Annotated in this window: 20 protein-coding genes, 3 pseudogenes and 1 riboswitch; of the genes and pseudogenes, 11 read left to right on the top strand and 12 right to left on the bottom strand. The window is 39.1% G+C overall.

Going from position 1 to position 23,668, the window contains the following annotated elements; translation table 11 throughout:
- Positions 1-160 precede the first annotated feature (160 nt).
- Positions 161-923 (bottom strand): annotated as a pseudogene (gene istB, locus ArsFIN_RS07425) (IS21-like element helper ATPase IstB).
- Positions 910-1,951: pseudogene (gene istA, locus ArsFIN_RS07420) on the bottom strand (IS21 family transposase). The pseudogenes istB and istA overlap by 14 nt, the downstream one beginning before the upstream one ends.
- Before the next feature lie 237 nt (positions 1,952-2,188).
- On the opposite strand from istA, the gene rhtA reads away from it, so the two are divergent.
- The 3 genes from rhtA to ArsFIN_RS07405 all read left to right on the top strand — a co-directional run bounded on the left by rhtA (position 2,189) and on the right by ArsFIN_RS07405 (position 4,192).
- On the top strand, positions 2,189-3,076 hold the full coding sequence (gene rhtA / locus ArsFIN_RS07415; protein ID WP_026822160.1) for a threonine/homoserine exporter RhtA: 888 nt from the start codon (positions 2,189-2,191) through the stop codon (positions 3,074-3,076).
- Between the two features lie 241 nt (positions 3,077-3,317).
- A complete protein-coding gene (gene dps, locus ArsFIN_RS07410) occupies positions 3,318-3,824 on the top strand; it encodes a DNA starvation/stationary phase protection protein Dps (RefSeq protein WP_026822159.1) in 507 nt (168 codons plus the stop codon).
- Between the two features lie 146 nt (positions 3,825-3,970).
- Complete coding sequence (locus tag ArsFIN_RS07405) at positions 3,971-4,192, top strand: alkylphosphonate utilization protein (RefSeq protein WP_026822158.1); 222 nt, start codon at positions 3,971-3,973, stop codon at positions 4,190-4,192.
- A 39-nt stretch (positions 4,193-4,231) separates the two neighbouring features.
- On the opposite strand, the gene dinG is transcribed toward ArsFIN_RS07405, so the two are convergent.
- Entirely contained in the window at positions 4,232-6,355 is a 2,124-nt protein-coding gene (dinG, locus tag ArsFIN_RS07400) for an ATP-dependent DNA helicase DinG (RefSeq protein ID WP_026822157.1), read from the bottom strand.
- A gap of 185 nt (positions 6,356-6,540) precedes the next feature.
- Here dinG and sseA point away from each other — a divergent pair, with 185 nt between their 5' ends.
- The 3 genes and pseudogenes from sseA (at position 6,541) to ArsFIN_RS07385 (ending at position 8,508) form a co-directional block, all read left to right on the top strand.
- A complete protein-coding gene (gene sseA, locus ArsFIN_RS07395; protein WP_026822156.1) occupies positions 6,541-7,383 on the top strand; it encodes a 3-mercaptopyruvate sulfurtransferase in 843 nt (280 codons plus the stop codon).
- 455 nt (positions 7,384-7,838) lie between these two features.
- Positions 7,839-8,018, top strand: coding sequence for a hypothetical protein (locus tag ArsFIN_RS07390; RefSeq protein WP_026822155.1), 180 nt, complete (start codon positions 7,839-7,841; stop codon positions 8,016-8,018).
- 3 nt (positions 8,019-8,021) lie between these two features.
- Positions 8,022-8,508: pseudogene (locus ArsFIN_RS07385) on the top strand (type II toxin-antitoxin system death-on-curing family toxin).
- 388 nt (positions 8,509-8,896) lie between these two features.
- Here ArsFIN_RS07385 and ArsFIN_RS07380 read toward each other — a convergent pair.
- The 3 genes from ArsFIN_RS07380 to rhlE all read right to left on the bottom strand — a co-directional run bounded on the left by ArsFIN_RS07380 (position 8,897) and on the right by rhlE (position 11,616).
- Positions 8,897-9,148, bottom strand: coding sequence for a GlsB/YeaQ/YmgE family stress response membrane protein (locus ArsFIN_RS07380; protein ID WP_026822154.1), 252 nt, complete (start codon positions 9,146-9,148; stop codon positions 8,897-8,899).
- A 220-nt stretch (positions 9,149-9,368) separates the two neighbouring features.
- Positions 9,369-10,310, bottom strand: coding sequence for a tRNA dihydrouridine(16) synthase DusC (gene dusC / locus ArsFIN_RS07375; protein WP_026822153.1), 942 nt, complete (start codon positions 10,308-10,310; stop codon positions 9,369-9,371).
- Positions 10,311-10,317: 7 nt separating this feature from the next.
- Positions 10,318-11,616 (bottom strand): ATP-dependent RNA helicase RhlE, encoded by a 1,299-nt coding sequence (gene rhlE / locus ArsFIN_RS07370; protein WP_034249315.1) that lies wholly within the window; start codon positions 11,614-11,616, stop codon positions 10,318-10,320.
- Positions 11,617-11,865: 249 nt separating this feature from the next.
- Between rhlE and hlyD the strand changes: the two genes are divergently transcribed.
- Genes hlyD through ArsFIN_RS07350 form a run of 4 tightly spaced genes read left to right on the top strand, consistent with a single transcriptional unit; the run spans position 11,866 to position 16,878 of the window.
- Positions 11,866-12,861, top strand: coding sequence for a secretion protein HlyD (hlyD, locus tag ArsFIN_RS07365; RefSeq protein WP_026822151.1), 996 nt, complete (start codon positions 11,866-11,868; stop codon positions 12,859-12,861).
- A 10-nt stretch (positions 12,862-12,871) separates the two neighbouring features.
- The gene (locus ArsFIN_RS07360) at positions 12,872-14,608 is read left to right on the top strand and encodes an ATP-binding cassette domain-containing protein (RefSeq protein WP_026822150.1); all 1,737 of its coding nucleotides are present in this window, start codon (positions 12,872-12,874) and stop codon (positions 14,606-14,608) included.
- The gene (locus tag ArsFIN_RS07355) at positions 14,605-15,762 is read left to right on the top strand and encodes an ABC transporter permease (protein ID WP_026822149.1); all 1,158 of its coding nucleotides are present in this window, start codon (positions 14,605-14,607) and stop codon (positions 15,760-15,762) included. Before ArsFIN_RS07360 ends, ArsFIN_RS07355 begins: the two co-directional genes overlap by 4 nt.
- Before the next feature lie 9 nt (positions 15,763-15,771).
- Entirely contained in the window at positions 15,772-16,878 is a 1,107-nt protein-coding gene (locus ArsFIN_RS07350; RefSeq protein WP_026822148.1) for an ABC transporter permease, read from the top strand.
- Positions 16,879-16,948: 70 nt separating this feature from the next.
- On the opposite strand, the gene ArsFIN_RS07345 is transcribed toward ArsFIN_RS07350, so the two are convergent.
- The 5 genes from ArsFIN_RS07345 to moaA all read right to left on the bottom strand — a co-directional run bounded on the left by ArsFIN_RS07345 (position 16,949) and on the right by moaA (position 20,043).
- A complete protein-coding gene (locus tag ArsFIN_RS07345) occupies positions 16,949-17,659 on the bottom strand; it encodes a Bax inhibitor-1/YccA family protein (protein WP_026822147.1) in 711 nt (236 codons plus the stop codon).
- A 196-nt stretch (positions 17,660-17,855) separates the two neighbouring features.
- Complete coding sequence (moaE, locus tag ArsFIN_RS07340; protein WP_026822146.1) at positions 17,856-18,308, bottom strand: molybdopterin synthase catalytic subunit MoaE; 453 nt, start codon at positions 18,306-18,308, stop codon at positions 17,856-17,858.
- Entirely contained in the window at positions 18,309-18,554 is a 246-nt protein-coding gene (moaD, locus tag ArsFIN_RS07335; RefSeq protein WP_026822145.1) for a molybdopterin synthase sulfur carrier subunit, read from the bottom strand.
- Positions 18,551-19,030, bottom strand: coding sequence for a cyclic pyranopterin monophosphate synthase MoaC (moaC, locus tag ArsFIN_RS07330; protein WP_026822144.1), 480 nt, complete (start codon positions 19,028-19,030; stop codon positions 18,551-18,553). The genes moaD and moaC overlap by 4 nt, the downstream gene beginning before the upstream one ends.
- 32 nt (positions 19,031-19,062) lie before the next feature.
- Positions 19,063-20,043: a GTP 3',8-cyclase MoaA gene (moaA, locus tag ArsFIN_RS07325; RefSeq protein ID WP_026822143.1), complete on the bottom strand. Its 981-nt coding sequence runs from the start codon at positions 20,041-20,043 to the stop codon at positions 19,063-19,065.
- A riboswitch (molybdenum cofactor riboswitch) is annotated at positions 20,033-20,182 on the bottom strand. (Overlaps the previous gene by 11 nt.)
- A gap of 239 nt (positions 20,183-20,421) precedes the next feature.
- Here moaA and yvcK point away from each other — a divergent pair.
- Positions 20,422-21,372 carry a uridine diphosphate-N-acetylglucosamine-binding protein YvcK gene (yvcK, locus tag ArsFIN_RS07320; protein ID WP_051296945.1) on the top strand — a complete coding sequence of 317 codons (951 nt, stop codon included), beginning with the start codon at positions 20,422-20,424 and terminating at the stop codon, positions 21,370-21,372.
- A 73-nt stretch (positions 21,373-21,445) separates the two neighbouring features.
- Here yvcK and uvrB read toward each other — a convergent pair whose 3' ends face one another.
- Positions 21,446-23,458: an excinuclease ABC subunit UvrB gene (gene uvrB / locus ArsFIN_RS07315; RefSeq protein ID WP_026822142.1), complete on the bottom strand. Its 2,013-nt coding sequence runs from the start codon at positions 23,456-23,458 to the stop codon at positions 21,446-21,448.
- Positions 23,459-23,668 lie beyond the last annotated feature (210 nt).

Genomic DNA, 23,668 nt, shown 5'->3' with positions numbered 1-23,668 from the left:
CCAGCAGACATTAATTAAATTTAACAAACGCATAAATACTTTTCATGTGATTTCTTTTTTTAAATTAACATTTATTATAGTGACTATCCTATTGTCAACGATCACCGAAAACTGATCCACTTTTTATCTAAATCCGATCAATCAAAATTGATCCACTGTTTTACTCAGTTATTGCTCCTGAGCGCCGCTTATCTTTCAATCGGTAGCTTTCACCGCTTAATTGCAGTACATGCGAATGATGAAGTAAACGATCAAGCATAGCGGCAGTTAATGTTGCGTCATCAGCAAAAGCACTTGGCCATTGCCCAAATGATAGGTTACTCGTCAATATGACACTGCCATGCTCATAACGCTTGGCAATCACATTGAAAAACAGGTTTGCTTCTTCTCGCCCAAACGGCAGGTATCCAATCTCATCGATAATCAACAACTTCGGGGCCATCACCGAACGTGATAGATATTGTTTGAGCTTATTTTGTCGTTTGGCAGTTGAGAGTTGCAACATCAGTTCAGCTGCCGTGGTAAAGCGGGTTTTCTTCTTGGCCTGTACTGCTTTTAATCCTAACCCAATAGCTAAATGCGTTTTGCCTACACCGCTTGGGCCAAGCAACACGACATTTTCATTACGTTCAATAAACGTTAATGCGCTTAATTCCTGTATGTGTTGTTTGGGGATCCCCGTTGCAAACTTAAAATCGAACGTATTAAGTTCTTTATGTGCTGGGAATCCTGCCATCCGACTCAAAAGATTACGAGTTCGTTCATCTCGTTGTTGTTGCTCACATTTTAACAGGGACAGTAAAAAACTCTCCGTAGCTTTTGTCTTGGGCAATGCATTTTTCGGCAAGTGATGACCAATGAGTCGGAATAGAATTTAATTTCAATGACTCACACAGGTGTTCAATTTGTTCATGCAATAACATGTTCACCTCCCAGTAATGCTTCGTATACGCTGATTGAGTGTTGCAAACTGACAGATTCAAGGGGCGGTACGATAGGGATATTAAGCGTATTAGTCTGTGGGATAGATTGGCAAACCCTTGCTGGTAAGGGTAGAAGAGACTTAACTTCCTTAGCTAATCTATCTGCTGGCTTCTCTAACGTTGTTCCATGAATTCGCTGATGGGCAACGCGTTGTAACCATGGACCCACTTTTGCATTAGCTATTTCAATATCCAGTTCAAGATTATGAGCACGAAGGTCGGTGTTTAATGGCACGATAAAGCTGTTTTTTAAATAGTGGTTAAAGCGCTCTACTTTCCCTTTCGTTTTTTGCCCTGTAGGGCTTGCAAGCCTTCAATTTAAACCCGTAATCTTTCGACATTTGAAGCATTTCGACATGTAATTTATGATCACCTTCTGCATAAGCATCCCGTTCGATGATGAGGGATTTTGCGTTATCACACAATACTTCCTGTGGTACACCACCAAAGTAGTCGAAAGCTTCTCTTAAACCTTGCTGCCACGATTCTGCTCGTTCATTATCAAAGAACTTTACATAACTCGCACGCGAATAGCCTAGCGTTGCAACAAACGCTTTCAGCGATTTTTTACCTCGCCGGATGCTGGTGAAGTCGATTTGCATTTGTTGACCTGGCTGTGTTTCAAAACGGACGACTACTTCGGGAACAATGCTTGGTTTAAATTGACAAACAAATCGGCGTAATTGAGCAATACCACCTTGATAGCCGTTTTCAACTACCTCATCAAATAAGACTGTTGCAGGGATCCAATCAGGTTTAGCCAGTTCAATTCGCTGAAGCAAATAAGGTTTAAAGGGGGATAATTTAGTCGGTTGTTGACTTCTTTTAGCATAAGTTGGCATTGTCTGTTGTTGTAAATGATGTTTTACGGTGTTATGGGATATACCCAACTCACTGGCAATTTTTCGAAGGCTTTGTCCTTGTGCAAAGCGAACATGAATATCCACAAATATCTCCTTGGTTAACATAAATTATCCGTACAAAAATGTGCGAATAATACCAAGTGGATCAGTTTTAGATGATCGTTAGTGGATCAGTTTTGCATGATCGGTGACACTATTTACAATCGGCAATAAAAAGAATATTTGTTTAATTTTTTTTATGTAATAATTACTCAATATCATTAAGTAAATCTTGCTGTTACTGAGTTTTTATTTAATTTTCTAACATTTATTTGGTTCTATATTTATTGAGGTTACCTCCAGATGTCATTTGTCTTAAATCAAAAGCGTAAGACGCTATTGCCAGTATTGTTGTTGCTCTTTGCAATGGTATCAATACAAAGTGGTGCTTCATTAGCCAAAAGTCTATTTCCAACTATCGGTGCACTTGGCGTAACGGCTTTAAGACTATTTTTGGCAACGATTATTCTATTTATAATTTTTAAACCTTGGCGAAAAAAGTTACGTGGCCATTCATTAAAACATTTACTTATTTATGGTATCTCGTTAGGTTCAATGAATTCGCTGTTTTATCTATCGTTAGAAAGGATCCCGTTGGGGGTTGCCGTTGCGTTAGAGTTCACCGGCCCTTTAGCCGTTGCAATGTTCTCATCTCGCCGGGCGATTGATTTTGTTTGGATATTAATGGTTATTGTTGGATTAGGCTTTCTACTACCGATTAGAAACAGTATTAATAGTTTAGATCCTGTTGGTGTTGTTTATGCATTAGCTGCCGGTATTTGTTGGGCAATGTATATCATCTTTGGTCAGCGGGCTGGGGCAGGTTATGGCTCAGCAACAGTCGCTTTAGGTTCGTTTATCTCGACATTGATTTTTTTTCCGGTTGGCCTTCTCACCGTTGGCATCGCGCCTCTATTTGATCTGTCAATTCTACCGATTGCACTTGCAGTTGCTATTTTGTCAACCGCCTTCCCCTACACGCTTGAAATGTTTGCCCTAACACGCATGCCGGCGAAAACATTTGGTACCTTAATGAGTTTGGAACCGGCAATGGGAGCTTTTATGGGCATGATATTTCTCAATGAACACTTAACGTTAACCCAGTGGTTCGCGCTATTTTGTATTATTGGCGCATCAATTGGTTCAACATCAACGATGAAAACAAAAAGCGAAACAGTCGAAATCAATTAAGTCGTTCTTCCCGCTCAAACAGTGTGAATTCAAACCTAAATTCACACTGTAACTTGTTGCTAATTTGCCTTGCATTCCTATTTTTTATCACCATATTTATAATTGTAAGTAATAAAATAACGCTTACATCAATATTACCTATCAATTTAATAGGATCAAATGATAAGACTATTGATCAATAATAAGCTATTTTTTAGATATAAAGTATTAATACATTATTTGATATAACGGGAGCGTAATAATGAGCACAGCTAAATTAGTTAAAGTACCAAAAATTGATTTACTCTATACCCGTAATGATATTAGTGATAGTACCAAAAAACACGTTGTTTCTGTTTTAAATCCGCTAGTTGCCCAACTTATCAATCTTTCATTAATGACCAAACAAGCGCATTGGAACCTGCGCGGTAGAAACTTTATTGCGGTTCATGAATTATTAGATGAATTTAATTCCTCTATTTTAGAGCACCAAGATGAATTAGCTGAGCGGGTAGTACAAATGGGCGGTACGGCGATGGGCACGATTGAGTATGTGCATGACCACACCCCACTTAAAGCCTATCCAACTAATATTCACGATGTACAAGATCATTTGAAAGCTTTGGCTGATCGCGGTGCAGTGGTAGCCAATAATGTTCGTAAAGCGATTGGTGAAGTAGGTGAAGTCGATGCGGAAGATATTCTTACCGCGGCTTCTCGTGATCTGGATAAATATCTGTGGTTTATTGAAGCAAATATTGAAAAGTAACTAATACCTTATTGATAACTATATAAAAATAAAATGTCGTCATTTAGCCACACAGGAGTGTGGTTTTTTATTTTTGCTATCCCCTTAATATCAATTAATTATTTTACTATAATTGTCAACATAGTAAGCAATCAATAAGGATTTTTATGGATATTGTCGTTAAAGACGCTAATGGGGCACACTTAAGCGATGGAGATAGTGTGCAAGTTACAAAAGATCTCAAAGTTAAAGGAACATCAAAGACCTTAAAACGAGGTACGGCAATAAAAAACATTCGCCTAACGCAAAATAAAGATGAAATTGAGTGTAACGCAGAAGGCATTAAAGGTTTAGTGTTAAAAACCTGTTTTTTGAAAAAAATTAACTAATTTAAATCAGGAGTAATAAGTAGCAGATAAAAATACTGGTTACTCCACTTTTTTCGTTGATATATTGGATATTTCCGGTTCAACAATCGGAAAGACCGGTAATGAAGCTAATAGACGAGCACCATACTGTTTAGTCCTTAGTCGCTTATCATAGATAATAATCTCACCATAACAATTATGACTACGGATCAAGCGACCGACTTGCTGAATTAACGTGAACGAGGCAGTTGGCAAACTTTGTACTTCAAATGGATAAAGTTTTAACGTTTTTAACCATTCATTTTCAGTAATGAAAATCGGGTTTGTGATCGGAGGAAAAGAGATTTTTTGAATATGTATTTGTGACAAATAATCGCCTTTGAGATCCAATCCTTCAGCAAAGGATTGCAATCCAACTAATACGCTAGTAAGCCCTTGATCAACACGTTGGCAATGGGTTTCTACCAACCGATAGCGCGGTTTATCTCCTTGAACCAACAATTGGCCGCGTAACTCTTTAATATGATGTAAAAAACCTTCCATTGCACGTTGGCTACTAAACAGAAATAGGATGCCGCGATGTTTTCCGGACTGGAGTTGTTGTTTAAAATAAGCAGCCATTTCCGCTAAATGTAATATTTCATTTTGCAGGGTCGGTTCAATCGACATTTTAGGGATCACTAACCGCCCCTGTCGAACATGATCAAAAGAAGCATCTAAGCTAACAAAGCGATCATCGTCACGCTCATTTAACCCTGTTAGCTCCGTGAAACGGCTATAACTCTCTAATGAGCGCAAAGTGGCTGACGTCACTATGATGTGAGGAATATTTTGCCATAACAGCTTTTCTAATTGTTCACTAACCCGTATACCGGCACAATGAAAATAGTAATGTAACTGATTTTTGTCATAATGACGGCTCAACCATTTGGATACCGGCGCATTTGATGAAGTTTCACAACCCGCTAAACGCCAAAGTTTAACCATATTTTGCCAGTAACTGAGCATTTTACCACTGATGAGCAGGCTACGATGCAAACTAGCTGCATCATGTTTGCCACTCTGTTCAGACAAGTGATCAACTATTTTTTCAGTAAGCACAACCAAATCCTGACTAAGCTGTAAAAGCTGTTGGCAACAAATATCTAATTCGGTCGGTAATTGGCCTAATTTAAATAGATAAATCGGATCCTGGCTTTTGTCTGGTAATAAACGCTGAGTGATTGTCATCACCTGGTGGAAGCAATCAATTAATTTTTGTCTATGCTGGGTTAAATGGTTCGCTTTGGCCAGTTTTGGCGGTTTAACGGGGCGGTATTGGCTTAAATAGTACTCGACGTGACGTACAAAATTATCTAGCTGAGCCGTCAAATGCGTTAAAGTAATATTCCCTTCAACTTCTAAACTATCGCGTGCCACATCAGCGATATGATGCCCTTCATCAAGGACTAACAACATCTTTTTAGCTTCAGGTAACACCGAGCCACTTTCCATCGCTGCCATTACCAACGCATGATTAGTGACAATGACATCAACTTGCTCAATTTTCCATCTTGCCAAAAAAAAGGGACAGCAATGATAAAACTGACAATTTCTGGCTAAACATCCGACTTTATCGGTACTAATTTTTTGCCATAAACGGTCATCTAAAGCGCTTTTATAATGATCTCGGACTCCATCCCAGAGACCAGCCATAAAATCAGCATGTAACTGCTGACAAGCAGTCCGCTCTTGTTCACTCGTTACCGACATTTCCTGTTGCATTAAATACATTAAGTCAAGCTGCTGCTCATCCACTGCACAGATAGCGGCCAGATTGCGTGGGCACAGATAACGTCTGCGGCCAAAAATAGCGATAAATCGTAGTTCAGGAATAATTTTAGCTAACAAAGGAAGATCTTTATGCAAAATTTGATCTTGCAAAGCAATATTTGCCGTACTAATGACTAAAGGCTTATTTTCTGCCCGACTAATCGCAATACCGGCGATTAAATAAGATAGTGTTTTACCTACCCCGGTCGGTGCTTCAATAACCAAATGACGTCCTTGTTCACCTGATAATGTCTTTGCAACTTCGGCGATCATCTGTCGTTGGACAATACGTGGCATAAAACCATCAATCGAGGTTGATAGCGATTTGTACCAAAGGCTTATTTGATTTTTAATTGCGTTAGTTAGCGCCATAGAAATCTTATATAAAAATATCAACCATTCGGTTGATGAGTATAAAACGATAAAATCTTTAATTTATCATAGTGTTTTATCGATAGGATAAAAATTTAATCTACGTTTAATTTCTCACTGAAAATCGATATACTATTTTTAATTAACACGCAACCATAAGTTATTGTTTATAATAGAAGGGTATTATGTACGAAGCGTTTTTTGTTAACCCGCAATGGCTTCATCAACATTTAACTAATGAAAATATTATTCTAGTTAATGCTTCTGCACCGCCACCAACCGACCCAACTGATTATCAACAACGCTATTATCAAGAACATATTCCTGGTGCACAATTTTTCAATTTAGATATTGTCGCTGATCAAAGTAACAATCTACCTCATATGCTGCCAGATGAAATAACTTTCACTCATGCCGTTGAGCAATTAGGTATTAGCAATCATCATCAAGTGGTTATTTATGATCAAGGTGCACTATTTTCTGCGCCCCGCGCCTGGTGGACGTTTAAAACATTCGGCTGTAATAATGTCAAAATTTTAACCGGCGGGCTACACGGATGGAAAAAAGCTGGCTATTTGCTCGATTCCGGCATGCCTACGGTGCGTCAAAGACAACATTTCGCTGCTAAGTGTATTCCTGATCAAGCTTTATCACAACAGCAAGTCCTTGCCCTTCTTCAACAAACTAATGTTCAATTTATCGATGCACGCCCAACTGCCCGTTTTAACGCACTGCAACCCGAGCCACGTCTAGGATTGCGGATGGGACATTTGCCAGGCAGTAAAAATGTTCCTTGGGATTGGTTAGTCAATGAAGGTTGTTATAAATCCCCAGAAGCGTTAAAAACGATTTTTGCCAACCAACAAGTTGACATCACCCTGCCTACAGTAATCAGCTGTGGTTCCGGTATGACTGCCGCTGTAGTATTACTTGCTTTAATAATTTTGGGTAATAAAAATGTCAAACTTTATGACGGCTCTTGGGCTGAATGGGGCCAAGATAATGGATTACCGATTGAAACCAAGTAAGATAAAAACATAATTGCAGTGTTATTAGCAAGGGGAGCCTGAGAAAAAAATATAGCAAATTTGCGTTATGTAACGCAGGACACAATTAAAAAAACTATTCTACTCATCAAGAAAAAGTAGAATGTTGAATCTAAAACACCGTTACTATCTGTATTTCAAGTAAAAATATTTCAGTCATTCTTAATGTCCTATCACAAGTTATCTAAACATGCAATTCACTAATTTAGGGAATTAACAACATTTAACTTATGTTAAACAATGCTCTCATTGACACCAAGTGATTATCCGGCATGACAATTACATGCAGCTTCCTATTTGTCATTTCAGGGAAAACTAAACCAGTCTAGAGCTGGATTTTTACTTATATGTCATCAAAAATAAAACAAGCTTAAGTTGTATTGTTTGCAATATGCTATTATCGTAAAAAAGTTTACATTTTATTAAGAGGCTAAATTATGGGTCACGCATTGAAAAAAGCATTTCGCTTGTCAATACCTGAACGTGACAAAAGCAAAATTGCAAATCCTAAACCAGTGATTAATCAAGATTGCTTTCATACCGAACAGGTTGACAAAGCTTTTGGTTTTGGTTTTGTTAGATATAAAATAACCATGAAGGAACTTTCAAAGGTATAAATGATGCCATTTTCTTTTGCTGAAACAGATAATGGCGTCAGATACTTATCAGTTGATGATATCATATACATCAATAAGAGGCTGATAGAATCCCAAACACCGAATGAACCCATTAAGGTCATCAATAAAAATTCTCTAGGATCATCTCAATCTAGACCTTCTATAGTTAGATATTACGAACAGACTAATGATATGTTTGTTTTATCAGCTTCTTTAATAGAAAGCCTAATTAATAGAAAGCCTAATTCAAAATCATCCATTTGCTAATGGAAACAAACGTACTGCCATGATGTCAGGGTATATATTTTTACTGATCAATGGTTATGAATTAACTGCTCCAGGATCAGAAATGGTTGAAATGGCATGTGGATTAGCGCAAAAAAATTATTCGGTTAAAGAGCTTGAAAATTGGTTATGCTATTGGTCTCGTTCATATGATGTGGTGAATCTGTGCAATCTTTCTATAGATGAGTTAATATCATCTAATTAACGTCTCCTGCGTTAGTTTAAAATAACTAATTGACATGCATCAAGACTACTCTAAGGTGCGACCATTGTAGCCAGCGTGACATATAGCGATTGCAAGCTTAGTCAACGCTGAGAATAAGCCCCAATCATGGGGCTTTTGCTTATTATTCATCTCATGATTTAAAACACATCTATGACAAGCTGGTTAACACCCCCAAAAAACCATTCAACCAATTGATATTATTAAATTTATAACTGGCTGGTTATAGAAAATTTTCATTGCCAGTGATACTTAAAATAACCTCTTTAAAGACTGTGAACTGATCCATAAATAATAAAATAAAAACATAACTACCAGTTAGCAGTTATGTTTTTATATGAGAAATGCTTATTATCTTTAGATAAATGGTCTATGGGCGACCGACCATTCCGGCAATAAAAAGGACCACGATAGCGCCAATTACCGCAACAATAAAACTGCTTAAATTAAAGCCGTCCACTTTGCCTTTACCAAAGAAGGTACTAATATATCCGCCGACCACTGCACCGACAATACCGAGGATAATGGTCATGATAATCCCCATATTGTAAGCACCTGGCATGACCCACTTAGCAATAATACCAGCGATCAAACCAAAAATAACCCAGGACAAAATACCCATACACACCCTCCGAAATATCCAACATATTAAATAAGTCAAAAAACTAACTTGCTAACATTTCAAATATATGAACACTTTTTAGTAAAGAACCTAACCGCCAGAAATGCAAATAGATAAGCTATTTTTTATAAAAAATTTGTGATAATCATTTTATATTTATTGATTAGGAACTTTATAATATATTGTATTTGATAATTTTTTTTCAGTATGTTGTGACAAGTCAACAAAAAGTATGACGTTCAATTATATTAGCAATATCGGCCGATTTTTTCACTACTCGGATCTGATTAAATAATTTCGCCGCTTCAACATATTTTTTGCGCAAATAACCTAGCCACTGTTTAATACGCGCTGTGTGATATTGACCCGTATCACCTTGTTTTTCTAATTGAATGTATTTAAACAAAAGTTGCATAACCTGCGACCAGGCCATCGGTTCAGTTTGATATTTTATCACCTGAGCCAGGTTAGGAACATGTAATCCACCGCGGCCAATCATCAGCGCGTCACAGCCGGTTATAGTCCTGCACTCATTTGCACTACACCAATCCCAAATTTCACCATTGGCGATAACAGGTATCGTTAATTTTTGCCGTATCCGGCCGATAGTTAGCGAATCAATTTTTTCTGCCCGATACCCCTCAGCCTTGGTTCTACCATGAATAATAATTTCTGTCGCGCCAGCCTGTTGCACGGCATCAGCAATTTCAAATGCCAGACAGCGATCATCCCAACCTAACCTAACCTTTACTGAAGTTGGTAAATTAGCGGGTACCGCCGCTCGAATTGCCTTAGCCGCCTGATAAATCCGTTCAGGATCCTTTAATAGTGTTGCCCCGCCACCATGGCCATTGACTGTTGGCGACGGACAACCACAATTAAAATCCACGCCCCAAGAGCCTAATTCTACTGCTCGAGCTGCATTTTCCGCTAACCATTGTGGATGCTGACCAAGTAATTGAATACGCACTAATGTGCCTGATACGGTTTTCCTGGCTTGATATAATTCAGGGCAAATCCGATAAAATGCTTTGGCTGGCAATAAACTATCCACTACCCGCAAAAATTCCGTTATGCAAAGATCGTATTCGTTAACTTCAGTTAATAACTCACGCACTAAAGAATCGAGAACCCCCTCCATCGGGGCAAGTAATATTCGCATTTATCCTCTACCTGGATTTTTTGGCTGCTAAAGTTTTATTATCCACGTTACGAGTTGTCCGTTGTTTTTGTGGTTTACCATTAGCATGAGAGACTTTTGCTGCCGAATGGCGTCGATGTTGTTTGTTTGCTGGTTTTTTTTGCGGCATTGGTTCTGGTCTAATAGTCGGATCAGGTTCATAACCTGCCAATGCCATACGCGGGATACTCTGTTTTAATAATCGCTCAATCGCTGTTAATAAACTTTGCTCATCAATAGCAACTAGCGAAACGGCCAAACCAGTCGCTGCGGCGCGTCCAGTACGTCCAATACGATGCACATAATCCTCTGCCACATTAGGTAATTCGTAATTTACCACATAGGGTAACTGTTCAATATCTAATCCCCTAGCAGCAATATCCGTTGCTACCAACACTCTAATCGCACCTGATTTAAAATCCGCCAGAGCTCTCGTGCGCGCACCTTGACTTTTATTGCCATGAATTGCCATCGCCTTAATCCCATCTTTAATCAGATGTTCAGTTAAACGATTAGCCCCATATTTAGTTCGGGTAAAAACTAATACCTGCTGCCAGTTTTCACTACCAATTAGATAAGAAAGCAATTCTGCTTTACGTCGCTTATCAACAAAATGAATAAGCTGCTTGACCTGCTGTGAGGCGGAATTGCGCGGAGCCACTTCCAATATGGTCGGATTATGCAGCAAACTATTAGCTAATTGTTTAATTTGGTTAGAAAAAGTAGCAGAAAAAAGTAAATTTTGGCGTTTTGTCGGTAATTTATCTAATATCCGTCGTATATCATGAATAAATCCCATATCTAACATGCGATCAGCTTCATCTAATACTAAAATCTCAACCTGTGACAGACTAACAGCATTTTGCTGTACCAAATCGAGCAACCGACCGGGTGTGGCCACTAGAATATCAACTCCACCTCGTAATTTCATCATTTGAGGGTTAATGCTAACACCACCAAAAACTACCAAGGATTTTAAACGCAAAAACTGGCTATAATTACGTACATTTTGTCCAACCTGAGCAGCTAATTCACGGGTCGGTGCCAAAATTAGCGCTCGCACGGGTTTTTTGCCTTTTACGACAACCGGCGTCTGACTAAGATGCTGTAATATAGGCAAAACAAATCCTGCCGTTTTGCCGGTTCCTGTCTGTGCACTGGCCAACAGATCTTTTCCCGCTAATATTGCTGGGATCGCCTGTTGCTGAATTGAAGTCGGCTTTTCATAGCCAGCTTCTTTAATCGCCGATAATATCTCTGCAGATAAACCCAATGAATTAAAACACATAAATATAAAATACCCCAAATTTCATTTGACTTAATTTCAGCCAACTGAATATAAAAACCACCACTATAAGCTATTAAAAAATAGCGGTTGATGACAGTAAAATAACTGATTACTGGCAGTCGCTATCACCGATTAATGAAGACTAAATAAAATAATTTACATAAATTCATCAAATAACAATTAACCTGATAAAATTAATTATGCATAACCTTATTTTATTCCATTTTATTGAACTATTTTAAGGATGCTATGAAAAAAAATCTGCGCTTATTATCTATTGCTATCATTTGTCTATTTATCGCTATTATAGTAGCTGGATACTACTACTATCAAATCCAGCAAAATAAGGCGCTGATTTTGTATGGTAACGTTGATATTAGAACGGTTAATTTAAGCTTCAGAGTTAATGGTAAACTTCAAACACTAAATGTGGATGAAGGAGATAAAATTAGCGCGGGTCAGATCTTAGCTTCACTTGATAAAACACCCTATCAAAATAATCTGCAACGCGCGACAGGTAGCCTTGCTAGCGCAAAAGCTAAATTAGATATGCTTGAAAGTGGTTATCGTAGCCAAGAAATTGCCCAGGTTGAAGCTGAAGTAGCACAAAGGCAAGCCGCCTGGAAATATGCTGATAGTTTTTACCACCGCCAACAAGGGCTTTGGACGCAACGCGTAATTTCCGCCAATGAGTTAGAAAACGCAAAAAACAATCGCAACCAAGCGCTGGCAGCGCTAAATGCAGCAAAAGATAAATTAAATCAATACCAGGCCGGCTATCGAACTGAAGAAATAGCCGCCGCACATGGTGAATGGGAACAGGCGGTTGCCGCATTAGCGCAAGCAAAACTTGATCTGGAAGATACGATATTAACCACACCCTCGCCAGGTACTATTCTAACCCGAGCCATTGAACCAGGAACTATCCTTACTGCCGGTAGCACTGTTTTTACCGTTTCGTTGACCCGACCTGTCTGGGTTAGAGCTTATATCAGTGAACCCCATCTGGGGCAAGCAATACCTGGACGAGAAATATTACTCTATACCGACAGTCGTCCAGACCAACCCTATCATGGTAATATCGGTTTTGTCTCACCAACCGCAGAGTTTACGCCAAAAAGTGTACAAACAGCCGATTTACGTACCGATTTAGTTTATCGTATTCGGGTCATTGTCAATGATGCTGACGATATGTTGCGCCAAGGTATGCCGGTGACACTTCATTTTGCAGACAAAAAACAGTAAGGCTTAATGAATGGTCACCGCTATTGATAAAATAATTTTGACTGAAGTCGAGAAACGCTTTGCTGGCTTAGTCTCACCTGCGCTGGCGACACTGACCACTGAGATCACTGGCGGTTCAGTTACTGGCTTAGTTGGACCTGATGGCGCAGGAAAAACTACGTTATTACGGATGCTTGCTGGTTTATTAAAACCCGATCGCGGTAATATCACTATTTTGGGCTTAGATCCCATCCGTCAAGGTGTTGAAGTTCGTCGTCATCTTGGTTATATGCCACAAAAGTTTGGTCTTTATGAAGATCTTACTGTACAAGAAAATCTGGATTTATATGCCAGCTTATGTGGCGTGATGGGTGAACGTCGACAAAAAATCTATCAGCAATTGCTGGATTTTACCGACCTTACTCGTTTTACCCAACGGCTGGCAGGTAAATTGTCTGGTGGCATGAAACAGAAACTTGGGCTGGCTTGTACATTAATTAGTCGACCGAAAGTTTTGTTGCTAGATGAGCCTGGTGTGGGAGTTGATCCTATTGCTCGGCAAGAGCTTTGGCGCATGGTACATGAATTGGCTAGTGAGGGTATGCTGATCCTTTGGAGTACATCCTACCTAGATGAAGCTGAACAATGCCGAGATATTTTACTGTTAAATCAAGGGCAACTACTCTATCAGGGAGTACCGCAAACATTAACTAACAACATAGCTGGCCGCTCATTTTTACTCCGAGTTCCAGCCTCACAACGCCGGGCATACTTGCAAGAGGCACTATTATTACCGCAGACTACTGACTGCGTTATTCAAGGACATTATATTCGCGTGATCTTGAAGGAAAACAGCCAGCAAACCGATTTTCTAACCAGTCTCAATTTAGCTAATAGTAAATTAATTACCGCCAAACCGCGCTTTGAAGATGCTTTTATTGATTTATTAGGAGGTAGCCCATCGCAACGTTCTGAGCTGGCAGAAATTATGCCGCAAATTCCTGCCGATCCCTCTGAAACGGTCATTGAGGCACAAAATCTTAGCAAACGATTCGGTGACTTTGCCGCAACTGATAACGTTAACTTTGCGGTTAAACGTGGCGAAATTTTTGGCTTGCTTGGCCCAAATGGCGCCGGCAAATCGACAACCTTTAAAATGATGTGCGGATTAATGGTACCCACCGCTGGTAGAGCGTTAGTCTTGGGGATGGATCTAAAAATAAGCTCAAATAAAGCCCGCCAACACCTTGGCTATATGGCGCAAAAATTTTCCCTGTACGGTAATTTAACCGTTGCTCAGAACTTAACGTTTTTCTCTGGTATTTATGGCCTTAGTGGCAGTCAGCAACAGCAAAAAATCAGTAGTATGATCAATGCCTTTAATTTAGCTCCGATACTGAAACAAACCACCGATGAATTGCCATTGGGTTTCAAACAGCGACTCGCTTTAGCCTGCGCGTTGATGCATGAGCCTGACATTCTTTTCTTAGATGAACCCACTTCAGGCGTAGATCCCCTCACGCGAAGAGAATTTTGGTTACATATTAACGGGATGGTAAATAAAGGTGTAACGGTAATGGTTACTACTCATTTTATGGACGAAGCTGAATATTGCGATCGAATTGGTTTAGTTTACCACGGTAAAATAATAGCTGTCGGTACACCTGATGAACTAAAAAGCCAAATTGTTACAGCAGAAAATCAAGATCCGTCGATGGAACAGGCTTTTATTAGTTTGATACTTAACTATGATCGAGGGAAACAATGAAGCAAACAGAAAAACAATCATCCCATGAAGCGCAATTTTCATGGCGTCGTTTATATGCCCTGTGTCTTAAGGAAAGTAAACAGATCTTACGTGATCCCAGTAGTGCACTGATTGCTGTAGTAATTCCATTAATGCTGCTATTTATTTTTGGCTATGGGATCAATTTGGATTCGAGTAAATTACGGCTGGGCATTCTTGTCAATCAACAAAATAACCAAGTACGGCAATTTGTCGCTACCTTTACCGGTTCTCCTTTTATTGAGGCGACAATTAGCGATAATCGAAAATTACTAATTGATAAAATGCAAGCCGGGGAAATTCGCGGTATGGTAGTGATCCCTGTCGATTTTGCTAATCAGCTTAATCGCCCCTCGGGTCATACGTCGCTCTTGGTTATTACCGATGGAAGTGAGCCAAATACTGCCTATTTTGTACAAGCATATACCAAAGGTATTTGGCAAACCTGGCTACAGCAGCAAGGCGAAAATGCCGGTTATAATACTACGCCATTAATTGTTCCTGAATTACGCTTCTGGTTTAATCCAGCAGCAATTAGCCAACATTTTATTATTCCAGGGGCGATCAGTATTATTATTACCGTGGTTGGTGCCATTCTGACTTCACTGGTTGTTGCCCGCGAGTGGGAACGAGGCACTATGGAAGCTTTACTTTCCACCCAAATAACACGCACAGAATTACTACTTTCCAAGCTATTACCCTATCAACTATTAGGCAGCTTTGTCATGCTACTTTGCATGTCAGTCACGGTATTTATTTTACACATTCCTTATCGCGGTTCACTCTGGTTATTATTTATTATTACCAGTCTCTATTTAGCTACTGCCCTTGGTATGGGATTACTTATCTCAACCTTAACTCGTAACCAATTTAACGCCGCTATCGTTGCATTAAATGCCGCTTTTTTACCGGCTATAATGTTGTCTGGCTTTATTTTTGAAATTGATAGTATGCCGTTAGTTATTCAATGGGTAACCTATTTGATCCCGGCTCGTTATTTTGTTAGTAGTTTACAAACGCTATTTCTGGCCGGTGACATTTATTTGGTTCTACTGACCAATTTTCTTTTATTAGTTACGACGGCCATTATCTTTATCGGGCTCACTGCGTTAAAAACACGCCGCAGGCTTGATTAAGGAGAGAATATGCTGCATCGTCTTTATACACTCATTATTAAAGAGTTACAGTCGCTACTACAAGAGCCACAAACCCGTGCAATCCTGATCTTACCCGTTATTTTCCAAATGATATTATTTCCCCTGGCTGCCACTTTAGATGTGACTAACACCACTATAGCTATTTTCAATGAGGATAAAGGCCAAGATTCGATTGAATTGACACAAAGATTGGCAAAATCGACGACTTTCGCTAAAGTATTGCTGCTCAATAATCACCAACAGGTTGCTGAAACCATCAATAATCGTAAGGCGCTGCTAGTCATACATTTTCCGCAAAATTTTAGTGCTCAACTAGCACAAAGAAAATCGACACCGGTTCAATTAATCCTTGATGGTAGAAATTCCAATAGTGCCCAGATCGCTGCTAATACAGTTACTCAAGTTATTGAAAATTATCAACAACGGTTATCTAACCCCCAGATGGCAAAAAACAATAGCGAATTAATCATTCGCAATTGGTATAATTCTAATCTTGATTATAAATGGTTTATCGTGCCATCTCTGGTAGCACTAATTACTACTATTGATGTATTAGTCGTCACTTCCTTATCAATTGCCCGTGAGCGCGAACAAGGAACGCTGGATCAATTATTGGTTTCACCTCTGACTACCTGGCAGATCTTTATTGGTAAAGCGGTTCCGGCATTACTGATTGCCACCTTTCAAGCCACATTAGTACTCATCATTGGCATTTTTTGTTACAAAATTCCATTTTCTGGTTCATTATTAGTTTTTTATAGCACGATGACGATTTACGGTTTGTCTTTAGTCGGTTTTGGCTTATTGATCTCTGCTATGTGCTCAACTCAACAACAAGCATTTATTGGTGTATTTGTATTTATGATGCCAGCAGTATTGTTATCAGGCTATGTTTCACCCATAGAAAACATGCCGATTTGGTTACAAAATTTCACCTGGATCAATCCTATTCGACATTTTACTGATATCACTAAACAAATTTATTTAAAAAATGCCGATTTTGCCGTGCTGTGGCATAACTTGTGGCCATTAATTATTATTTCGTTATGTACTACAACCCTGGCATATTGGTTATTTAGTCGAAAAATTGCCTGATTGTTTGAATAACAACATAAAAAAATCCCGCTAATATTATCAGCAGGATTTTTTTATGAAACAGATTAAATTAACGGCGATCGCCAAGAATACGTAACATCATTAAGAACAAGTTAATAAAATCTAAATAGAGTGTCAACGCACCAAGAATAGCGTATTTACGCATACCCTCTTGATCACGGCTATCAATTTGGTTGCCCATATCTTTTAATTTCTGCGTATCATAAGCCGTCAAACCTGAAAAGATTAATACACCTGCATAGGTGATAACCAAGGTTAAGCCAGAACTTTGCAGCCAAATATTCACTAATGAGGCAATAATTAGCCCGATTAGTGCCATAAATAAGAAGCTACCCATGCCACTTAAGCTGCGTTTGGTTGTATAGCCATAAAAACTTAGTGCACCGAACATAGCAGCGGTGATAAAGAAGGTGCTGGCAACAGAAGCGCCAGTATAGGCAACTAAGACCAGAGAAATGGTTAGGCCTGTCAGCGCCGAGTAGAGCATAAACATTGCCGTTGCCAGCCCTGCGCTCAATTTAGGCAACAGAAATGACAACCCAATGACTAATGCAAATTCAGCAATAATGAGGCCTATCAATACCCAACCATGCGTTGCCAGGTACATAATAATATTACTATTATTAATTGCATACCAAGCAACAAACGCAGTTAATAACAAACCTACCGTCATCCAGCCGTATACTTGCGCCATATAGGCTTGAATACCTGCGCCAGCGCGCTGGACGATCGAATCATTTTGACGTTCAAATCGATCCATGATGATTACCCTCATCACTTGCGTTAAAGATAAAGCTATTTAATAAACTAAATAACTCAGTAAACTTAAGTTAAGTCTATCATAATTTTTTGCTAAAACCATGGTTTGATATGAGCAAATAAACGAAGATTTTACATTACTTTTACTTTATTGAGCTAAACTTCAATAAATTGAAATAAATTCAATAAATATTGGCTTACCAACGCTCAAATGCGGCTTGATCACTCAGTCTGGCTTCAACCCAGCGTTGCCCTTGAGTGAAATGTTCTTTTTTCCAAAATGGCGCTTTAGTTTTCATATAATCCATAATAAATTCGGCGGCTGAAAAAGCACTGCTACGATGCTCGCTGGTAACACCAACAAACACGATTTCCTCGCCTGGTTGTAAAGTACCAATCCGGTGGATAATACAGATACGTTGCAATTGCCAACGACAACGTGCTTCATTAGCAATATTCTGTAACGCTTTTTCTGTCATGACTGGATAATGCTCAAGAGTGAGAGTTTTTATATTATCACCCAAGTTATGATTACGCACTTTACCGGTAAAAGTTACCACCGCCCCATCATCCTGACATTGAGCTAACCATTCATATTGCTCAGCCACATTAAAATTCGCTTGTTGAATAACCAGCCGTGTATCTGTCATTTATCCTCCCGTTACCTGTGGAAAAAATGCAATTTCATCACCAGCAGTTAACGGATGATCTGGCTGTACAAAGGTATGATTGACCGCAAAAAGCAGTTTTTGCTTTTCTAAGGCTAACGCCCAGCGCTCACCACGTTGGCTTAATGCATCACGTAATTCTTCTACCGTTGCATAGCGATTTTCTAACTCTAATCTATCGGTGCCTATCAATTCACGGACTTGGGCAAAGAAAAGCACTTTTATCATGACGTTATCCTAAAATCAGCGGATTTACCGCCCGTTTTTTCCAATAACCTAACCGCACTAATCACCATATCTTTTTGCACCGCTTTACACATATCATAGATGGTTAATGCGGCGATTGATGCGGCGGTTAGCGCTTCCATTTCAACGCCCGTTTTTCCTGATAATCGACAATATGACTCAATCCGAATGCGATTATCACTTATTTGCGCTTCCAATAAAACTTCTACTTTACTGAGTAATAGCGGATGACAAAGCGGGATCAAATCCCAAGTTTTTTTGGCGGCCATAATACCTGCAATACGAGCGGTAGCGAAAACATCACCTTTATGATGACGACCATTAATAATCATATTAAGTGTCTGGGCATTCATTGTTATTATTGCTTCAGCTCGCGCTTCACGAATGGTTTCCGCTTTACTAGCTACATCCACCATATACGCCTCACCCGCTGAATTGATATGGGTTAGTTGAGACATCGTAAGCTCCTTAGGATCACTAAAAATCCCATTTATCCTCCAATAACTGAAAGGTTTGAGGTGATACCACTATCACCGTGATGGAGAAAATGGGTTTCACGTTTTAACTGTAATTCTGCCTGAATACGTGCTTTCAATGCCTCAGATTGAGATGCATCAACCAATAGATCACGTAAAATAATACTGCGTTCGCCAAACAGACAGAGATGAAGATGACCGATAGAGGAGACACGTAATCGATTACAACTTTGACAAAAATTCTTCTCGTAAGGCATAATTAAACCAATTTCACCACAATAATCAGGGTGCTTAAAAACCTGGGCAGGCCCATCAGAACGGTAGCGTGGTATTGGTTGCCAATTTTGCTCTAATAAACGCCAGCGAATCTTTTCACCTGAGACATGGTGACGATGAAATAGTTTATCACTCTCACCGGTTTCCATTAATTCAATAAATCGCAGTTGGATTGGCCGCAATTTGATCCAATTTATAAAACTCGCTAAATTGCTATCGTTGATGTTTTTCATTAATACAACATTGACTTTTATTTTGGCAAAACCGGCCTCCAAAGCAGCATCAATCCCTGCCATAACTTGAAAAAATTTATCTTGTCCGGTAATAGCTAAAAACTGCCGTGGATCAAGACTATCAACGCTGACATTAATGTCAGTTAAACCTGCCCTTTTCCAATGGCTAACATTTTTGGCCAGCCGATAACCATTGGTTGTTACTGCAATTTTCTTGATCGCCTGGTTTTGTTTGATGGTGGCAATAATGTCAATGAAATCACGCCGCATAGTCGGTTCTCCGCCGGTTAAGCGAATTTTTTCCGTACCTAACTCGGCAAAAGCTTTCGTTAAATGTCCAATTTCTGCTAGCGATAAAAACGCTTGATAACCCTTTGATTGATAGCCATTAGGTAGACAATATGTGCAGCGAAAATTACACACATCAGTGATGGATAGTCTTAAATAGTAGAATTTACGGGCAAAAGTATCAATAAGTTGAGTCATAATAACGCCTTTCCAAATACGGGAGATGCAGGCATTTCTACCTCGCACCCTAGTGGCTGAAAATGCCACGGCCTTAATACCCTATTTAAACAATAAAGATCACAAACTTAGGTAAAAAGGCTAGGAGTTAATAACACCACGGACAATAATAGCGTAATGTGATGGTTGCTATAAATCTTATTGCTAAATATTTAAAAAAGCGAATAAACACTTAAATCTATCACTTGCAATTCAACAAATTAATCAATTAGCTGAAATAATGTAATATAAATAAATGACAAAGTTATTGTTTAATATCACGTTAATTCAATATGAGTGGATATTTAATGCTAAATTATATCAAACCGTTATAAGACAGATAATAAAATAGGGGAAGTAATGCATCATTGCAGTATTCTTAATAAGTTAGGGCAAGTTGTCGCATTGGGTGGTGGTCATGGCTTAGGTCGTGTTATGTCATCCCTATCATTACTAAATTCTCAATTAACGGGTATTGTCACAACAACAGATAATGGCGGCTCTACCGGCCGTATTCGCCGTTCTGAAGGCGGTATTGCTTGGGGAGATATGCGCAACTGTTTAAACCAATTAATTACTGAACAGTCCATAGCATCAACGATGTTTGAATATCGCTTTGCTGGTGACGGTGAACTTGGTGGCCATAATCTAGGTAATTTAATGCTCAAATCCCTCGATCATTTAAGTGTCAGGCCACTAGATGCAATAAACTTAATTCGTAATCTATTAAAAGTGAAGGCACATCTTATTCCGATGTCCGAGCAACCGGCTGATTTGCTGGCAATCGATGTGATGGGCAATGAAATCTACGGTGAAGTTAATATTGATCAACTCACCTCGCTACCACAAAAATTAATGCTATCTCCGCAGGTAAATAGCACGCCTGAAGCGCTTGATGCTATTTATCACGCTGATTTAATTATCATTGGGCCAGGTAGCTTTTTAACCAGTTTGATGCCTATATTTCTAATGAATGACTTAACGCAGGCACTGCAGGCATGCCGGGCAGCAGTCATCTATATTGGTAATCTTGGTAAAGAACTTAACCGGCCTGCTGCCAATATGCAATTAACTGATAAAATTGCCATGATAGAAAAAAGGATCGGCCAACAGAAAATTGATGCCGTTATCGTTGGACCAGCAACCGATACATCAAGCCTAGCAGATCGGATAGTAATTCAACGCAAACTAGCTGCTCAAGATGTCTGTTACCGTCATGATAGAGATTTATTGCGCCAAGCTATTGAAGACATCACTCAAAAAATTCACCAGCTTAGACCTTTTAATTTATCATCTGCGAATGCCAACTAGCTTCTTGTTTGATATTCTCCTTGCCCTCAAGGACGGGGTTTGACGGCACAGCGGATAACACTAGCCTATCTATTCAAGAATTGGCAATAAACTGTTCACGTAGTAATTGAATTTGATCGCGTAAACTGGCTGCTTGTTCAAATTCAAGATCTTGCGCATAACGATACATTTGTACTTCTAACGCCTGAATTTTAAGCTCCAATTCTTTAGCCGAAAGTTTATGATAATCTTCACTAATCGCTGATACTTGCGGCTGTTTACGTTTAGCTTTTGCCGATATGGGTGCGCCTACTTGTAAAATATCGCCAACTTTTTTATTTAAACCTTTAGGCACAATTCTATGCTGCTGATTAAAAGCGATTTGTTTCTCTCGACGACGTTCAGTTTCTCTAATCGCTTTTGCCATGGAATCAGTCACTTTATCACCATATAAAATCGCTTTTCCTTTCAGGTTACGTGCTGCACGTCCAATCGTTTGAATTAATGAACGCTCTGAACGTAAAAATCCTTCTTTATCTGCGTCTAAGATAGCAACTAACGATACCTCTGGCATATCCAAACCTTCACGTAATAGGTTAATACCCACTAAAACATCAAATAAACCTAACCGTAAATCACGAATAATTTCGACTCGTTCAACGGTATCAATATCTGAATGCAGGTACCGAACCTTAATATCATGTTCTTGTAGATAATCCGTCAAATCCTCTGCCATTCTTTTGGTTAAGGTTGTTACTAGCACTCGCTCATTTACCGCGATACGTAGATGGATCTCAGACAATAAATCATCAACCTGAGTAGCAACTGGACGAACCTCAATTTCTGGATCAAGCAAGCCTGTTGGCCGGACAACTTGCTCAATAATTTCATTAGCCGATTTTTCCAATTCATATTTACCTGGCGTGGCAGAAATATAAATTGTTTGCGGGGAAAGTGCTTCAAATTCTTCAAAACGTAACGGGCGATTATCCAACGCAGAAGGTAAGCGAAAACCATATTCTACCAATGTCTCTTTACGGGAACGATCACCACGATACATACCACCAATCTGTGGAATGGTGACATGAGATTCATCAATAACTAACAAGCCATCTGCCGGTAAATAGTCAAACAACGTTGGGGGTGGTTCACCCGTTGCACGGCCGGAAAGATAACGTGAGTAATTTTCAATACCGGAACAATAACCCAGTTCATTCATCATCTCTAAATCAAATTGAGTACGCTGGGTTAACCGCTGCTCTTCAACCAATTTATTACTTTCCAGTAGCAATTTACGTCTTTGTGCCAATTCAGTTTTAATCTGCTCCATGGCTTCAAGGATACGTTCACGCGGCGTGACATAATGGGTTTTGGGATAAATGGTAAATCTTGGTACATTATGTTGGAGCTGGCCGGTTAAGGGATCAAAAAGCGCCAGCCGTTCTACTTCTTCATCAAATAATTCAACCCTTAGCGCATATTCATCTGATTCAGCTGGAAAAATATCAATGACTTCCCCTCTAACTCTAAATGTACCACGTTGAAATGCTTGATCATTGCGGCTATATTGCAAATCCGCCAGGCGGCGTAAAATAGCACGCTGGTCAATAATCATGCCTTTGGTTAAATGAAGCATCATTTTTAGATAGCTATCAGGATCACCTAAACCATAAATCGCTGACACTGAAGCAACAACAATAACATCACGTCTTTCAAGCAGTGCTTTAGTGGCAGAGAGTCGCATCTGTTCAATATGTTCGTTAATGGAGGCGTCTTTTTCAATAAAGGTATCGGAACTGGGAACATACGCTTCAGGTTGATAATAATCATAATAAGAAACAAAATATTCCACCGCATTTTCAGGGAAAAAAGCCTTCATTTCACTATATAATTGTGCTGCCAGCGTTTTATTGTGCGCCATTACCATGACCGGGCGGTTAAGCTGCTCAATCACATTAGCGATAGTGAATGTTTTACCCGATCCGGTAACACCAAGCAACGTTTGATGAGCTAATCCATCATTAAGACCATCGGTTAATTTCTTTATTGCTTCGGGCTGATCACCCGCAGGTTGAAACTCAGCATGCAATTTAAAGACTTTACTCATCTAACCCTCTCTACTAAAAATATTTCTTTATCATACTGGATAAAAAAACAGTTTCAATGACAGCAGAAATAAAAAACCAGCTTCTATTGAAGCAAATTATTTACATATATTTTTCATTTTAATAACTTAGTTATCCCCAAGCTTTTTTTGCTACTTAATTATATTTTATATTTTATGCTAATTAGCTAATATAAAACTTTATTATATATC

The sequence above is a fragment of the Arsenophonus nasoniae genome, from assembly GCF_004768525.1.
Classification (GTDB): Bacteria; Pseudomonadota; Gammaproteobacteria; order Enterobacterales; family Enterobacteriaceae; genus Arsenophonus; species Arsenophonus nasoniae.
The sequence above is the reverse complement of the archived record's forward strand: the minus strand, read 5'-3'. Positions and strand labels throughout refer to the sequence as shown.

What these genes read in the sequence shown, in the direction of transcription:
- rhtA (WP_026822160.1), top strand. Translation starts at nt 2,189, where the DNA reads ATGTCATTTGTCTTAAATCAAAAGCGTAAGACGCTATTGCCAGTATTG.
- dps (WP_026822159.1), top strand. Translation starts at nt 3,318, where the DNA reads ATGAGCACAGCTAAATTAGTTAAAGTACCAAAAATTGATTTACTCTAT.
- ArsFIN_RS07405 (WP_026822158.1), top strand. Translation starts at nt 3,971, where the DNA reads ATGGATATTGTCGTTAAAGACGCTAATGGGGCACACTTAAGCGATGGA.
- dinG (WP_026822157.1), bottom strand. Translation starts at nt 6,355, where the DNA reads ATGGCGCTAACTAACGCAATTAAAAATCAAATAAGCCTTTGGTACAAA.
- sseA (WP_026822156.1), top strand. Translation starts at nt 6,541, where the DNA reads ATGTACGAAGCGTTTTTTGTTAACCCGCAATGGCTTCATCAACATTTA.
- ArsFIN_RS07390 (WP_026822155.1), top strand. Translation starts at nt 7,839, where the DNA reads ATGGGTCACGCATTGAAAAAAGCATTTCGCTTGTCAATACCTGAACGT.
- ArsFIN_RS07380 (WP_026822154.1), bottom strand. Translation starts at nt 9,148, where the DNA reads ATGGGTATTTTGTCCTGGGTTATTTTTGGTTTGATCGCTGGTATTATT.
- dusC (WP_026822153.1), bottom strand. Translation starts at nt 10,310, where the DNA reads ATGCGAATATTACTTGCCCCGATGGAGGGGGTTCTCGATTCTTTAGTG.
- rhlE (WP_034249315.1), bottom strand. Translation starts at nt 11,616, where the DNA reads ATGTGTTTTAATTCATTGGGTTTATCTGCAGAGATATTATCGGCGATT.
- hlyD (WP_026822151.1), top strand. Translation starts at nt 11,866, where the DNA reads ATGAAAAAAAATCTGCGCTTATTATCTATTGCTATCATTTGTCTATTT.
- ArsFIN_RS07360 (WP_026822150.1), top strand. Translation starts at nt 12,872, where the DNA reads ATGGTCACCGCTATTGATAAAATAATTTTGACTGAAGTCGAGAAACGC.
- ArsFIN_RS07355 (WP_026822149.1), top strand. Translation starts at nt 14,605, where the DNA reads ATGAAGCAAACAGAAAAACAATCATCCCATGAAGCGCAATTTTCATGG.
- ArsFIN_RS07350 (WP_026822148.1), top strand. Translation starts at nt 15,772, where the DNA reads ATGCTGCATCGTCTTTATACACTCATTATTAAAGAGTTACAGTCGCTA.
- ArsFIN_RS07345 (WP_026822147.1), bottom strand. Translation starts at nt 17,659, where the DNA reads ATGGATCGATTTGAACGTCAAAATGATTCGATCGTCCAGCGCGCTGGC.
- moaE (WP_026822146.1), bottom strand. Translation starts at nt 18,308, where the DNA reads ATGACAGATACACGGCTGGTTATTCAACAAGCGAATTTTAATGTGGCT.
- moaD (WP_026822145.1), bottom strand. Translation starts at nt 18,554, where the DNA reads ATGATAAAAGTGCTTTTCTTTGCCCAAGTCCGTGAATTGATAGGCACC.
- moaC (WP_026822144.1), bottom strand. Translation starts at nt 19,030, where the DNA reads ATGTCTCAACTAACCCATATCAATTCAGCGGGTGAGGCGTATATGGTG.
- moaA (WP_026822143.1), bottom strand. Translation starts at nt 20,043, where the DNA reads ATGACTCAACTTATTGATACTTTTGCCCGTAAATTCTACTATTTAAGA.
- yvcK (WP_051296945.1), top strand. Translation starts at nt 20,422, where the DNA reads ATGCATCATTGCAGTATTCTTAATAAGTTAGGGCAAGTTGTCGCATTG.
- uvrB (WP_026822142.1), bottom strand. Translation starts at nt 23,458, where the DNA reads ATGAGTAAAGTCTTTAAATTGCATGCTGAGTTTCAACCTGCGGGTGAT.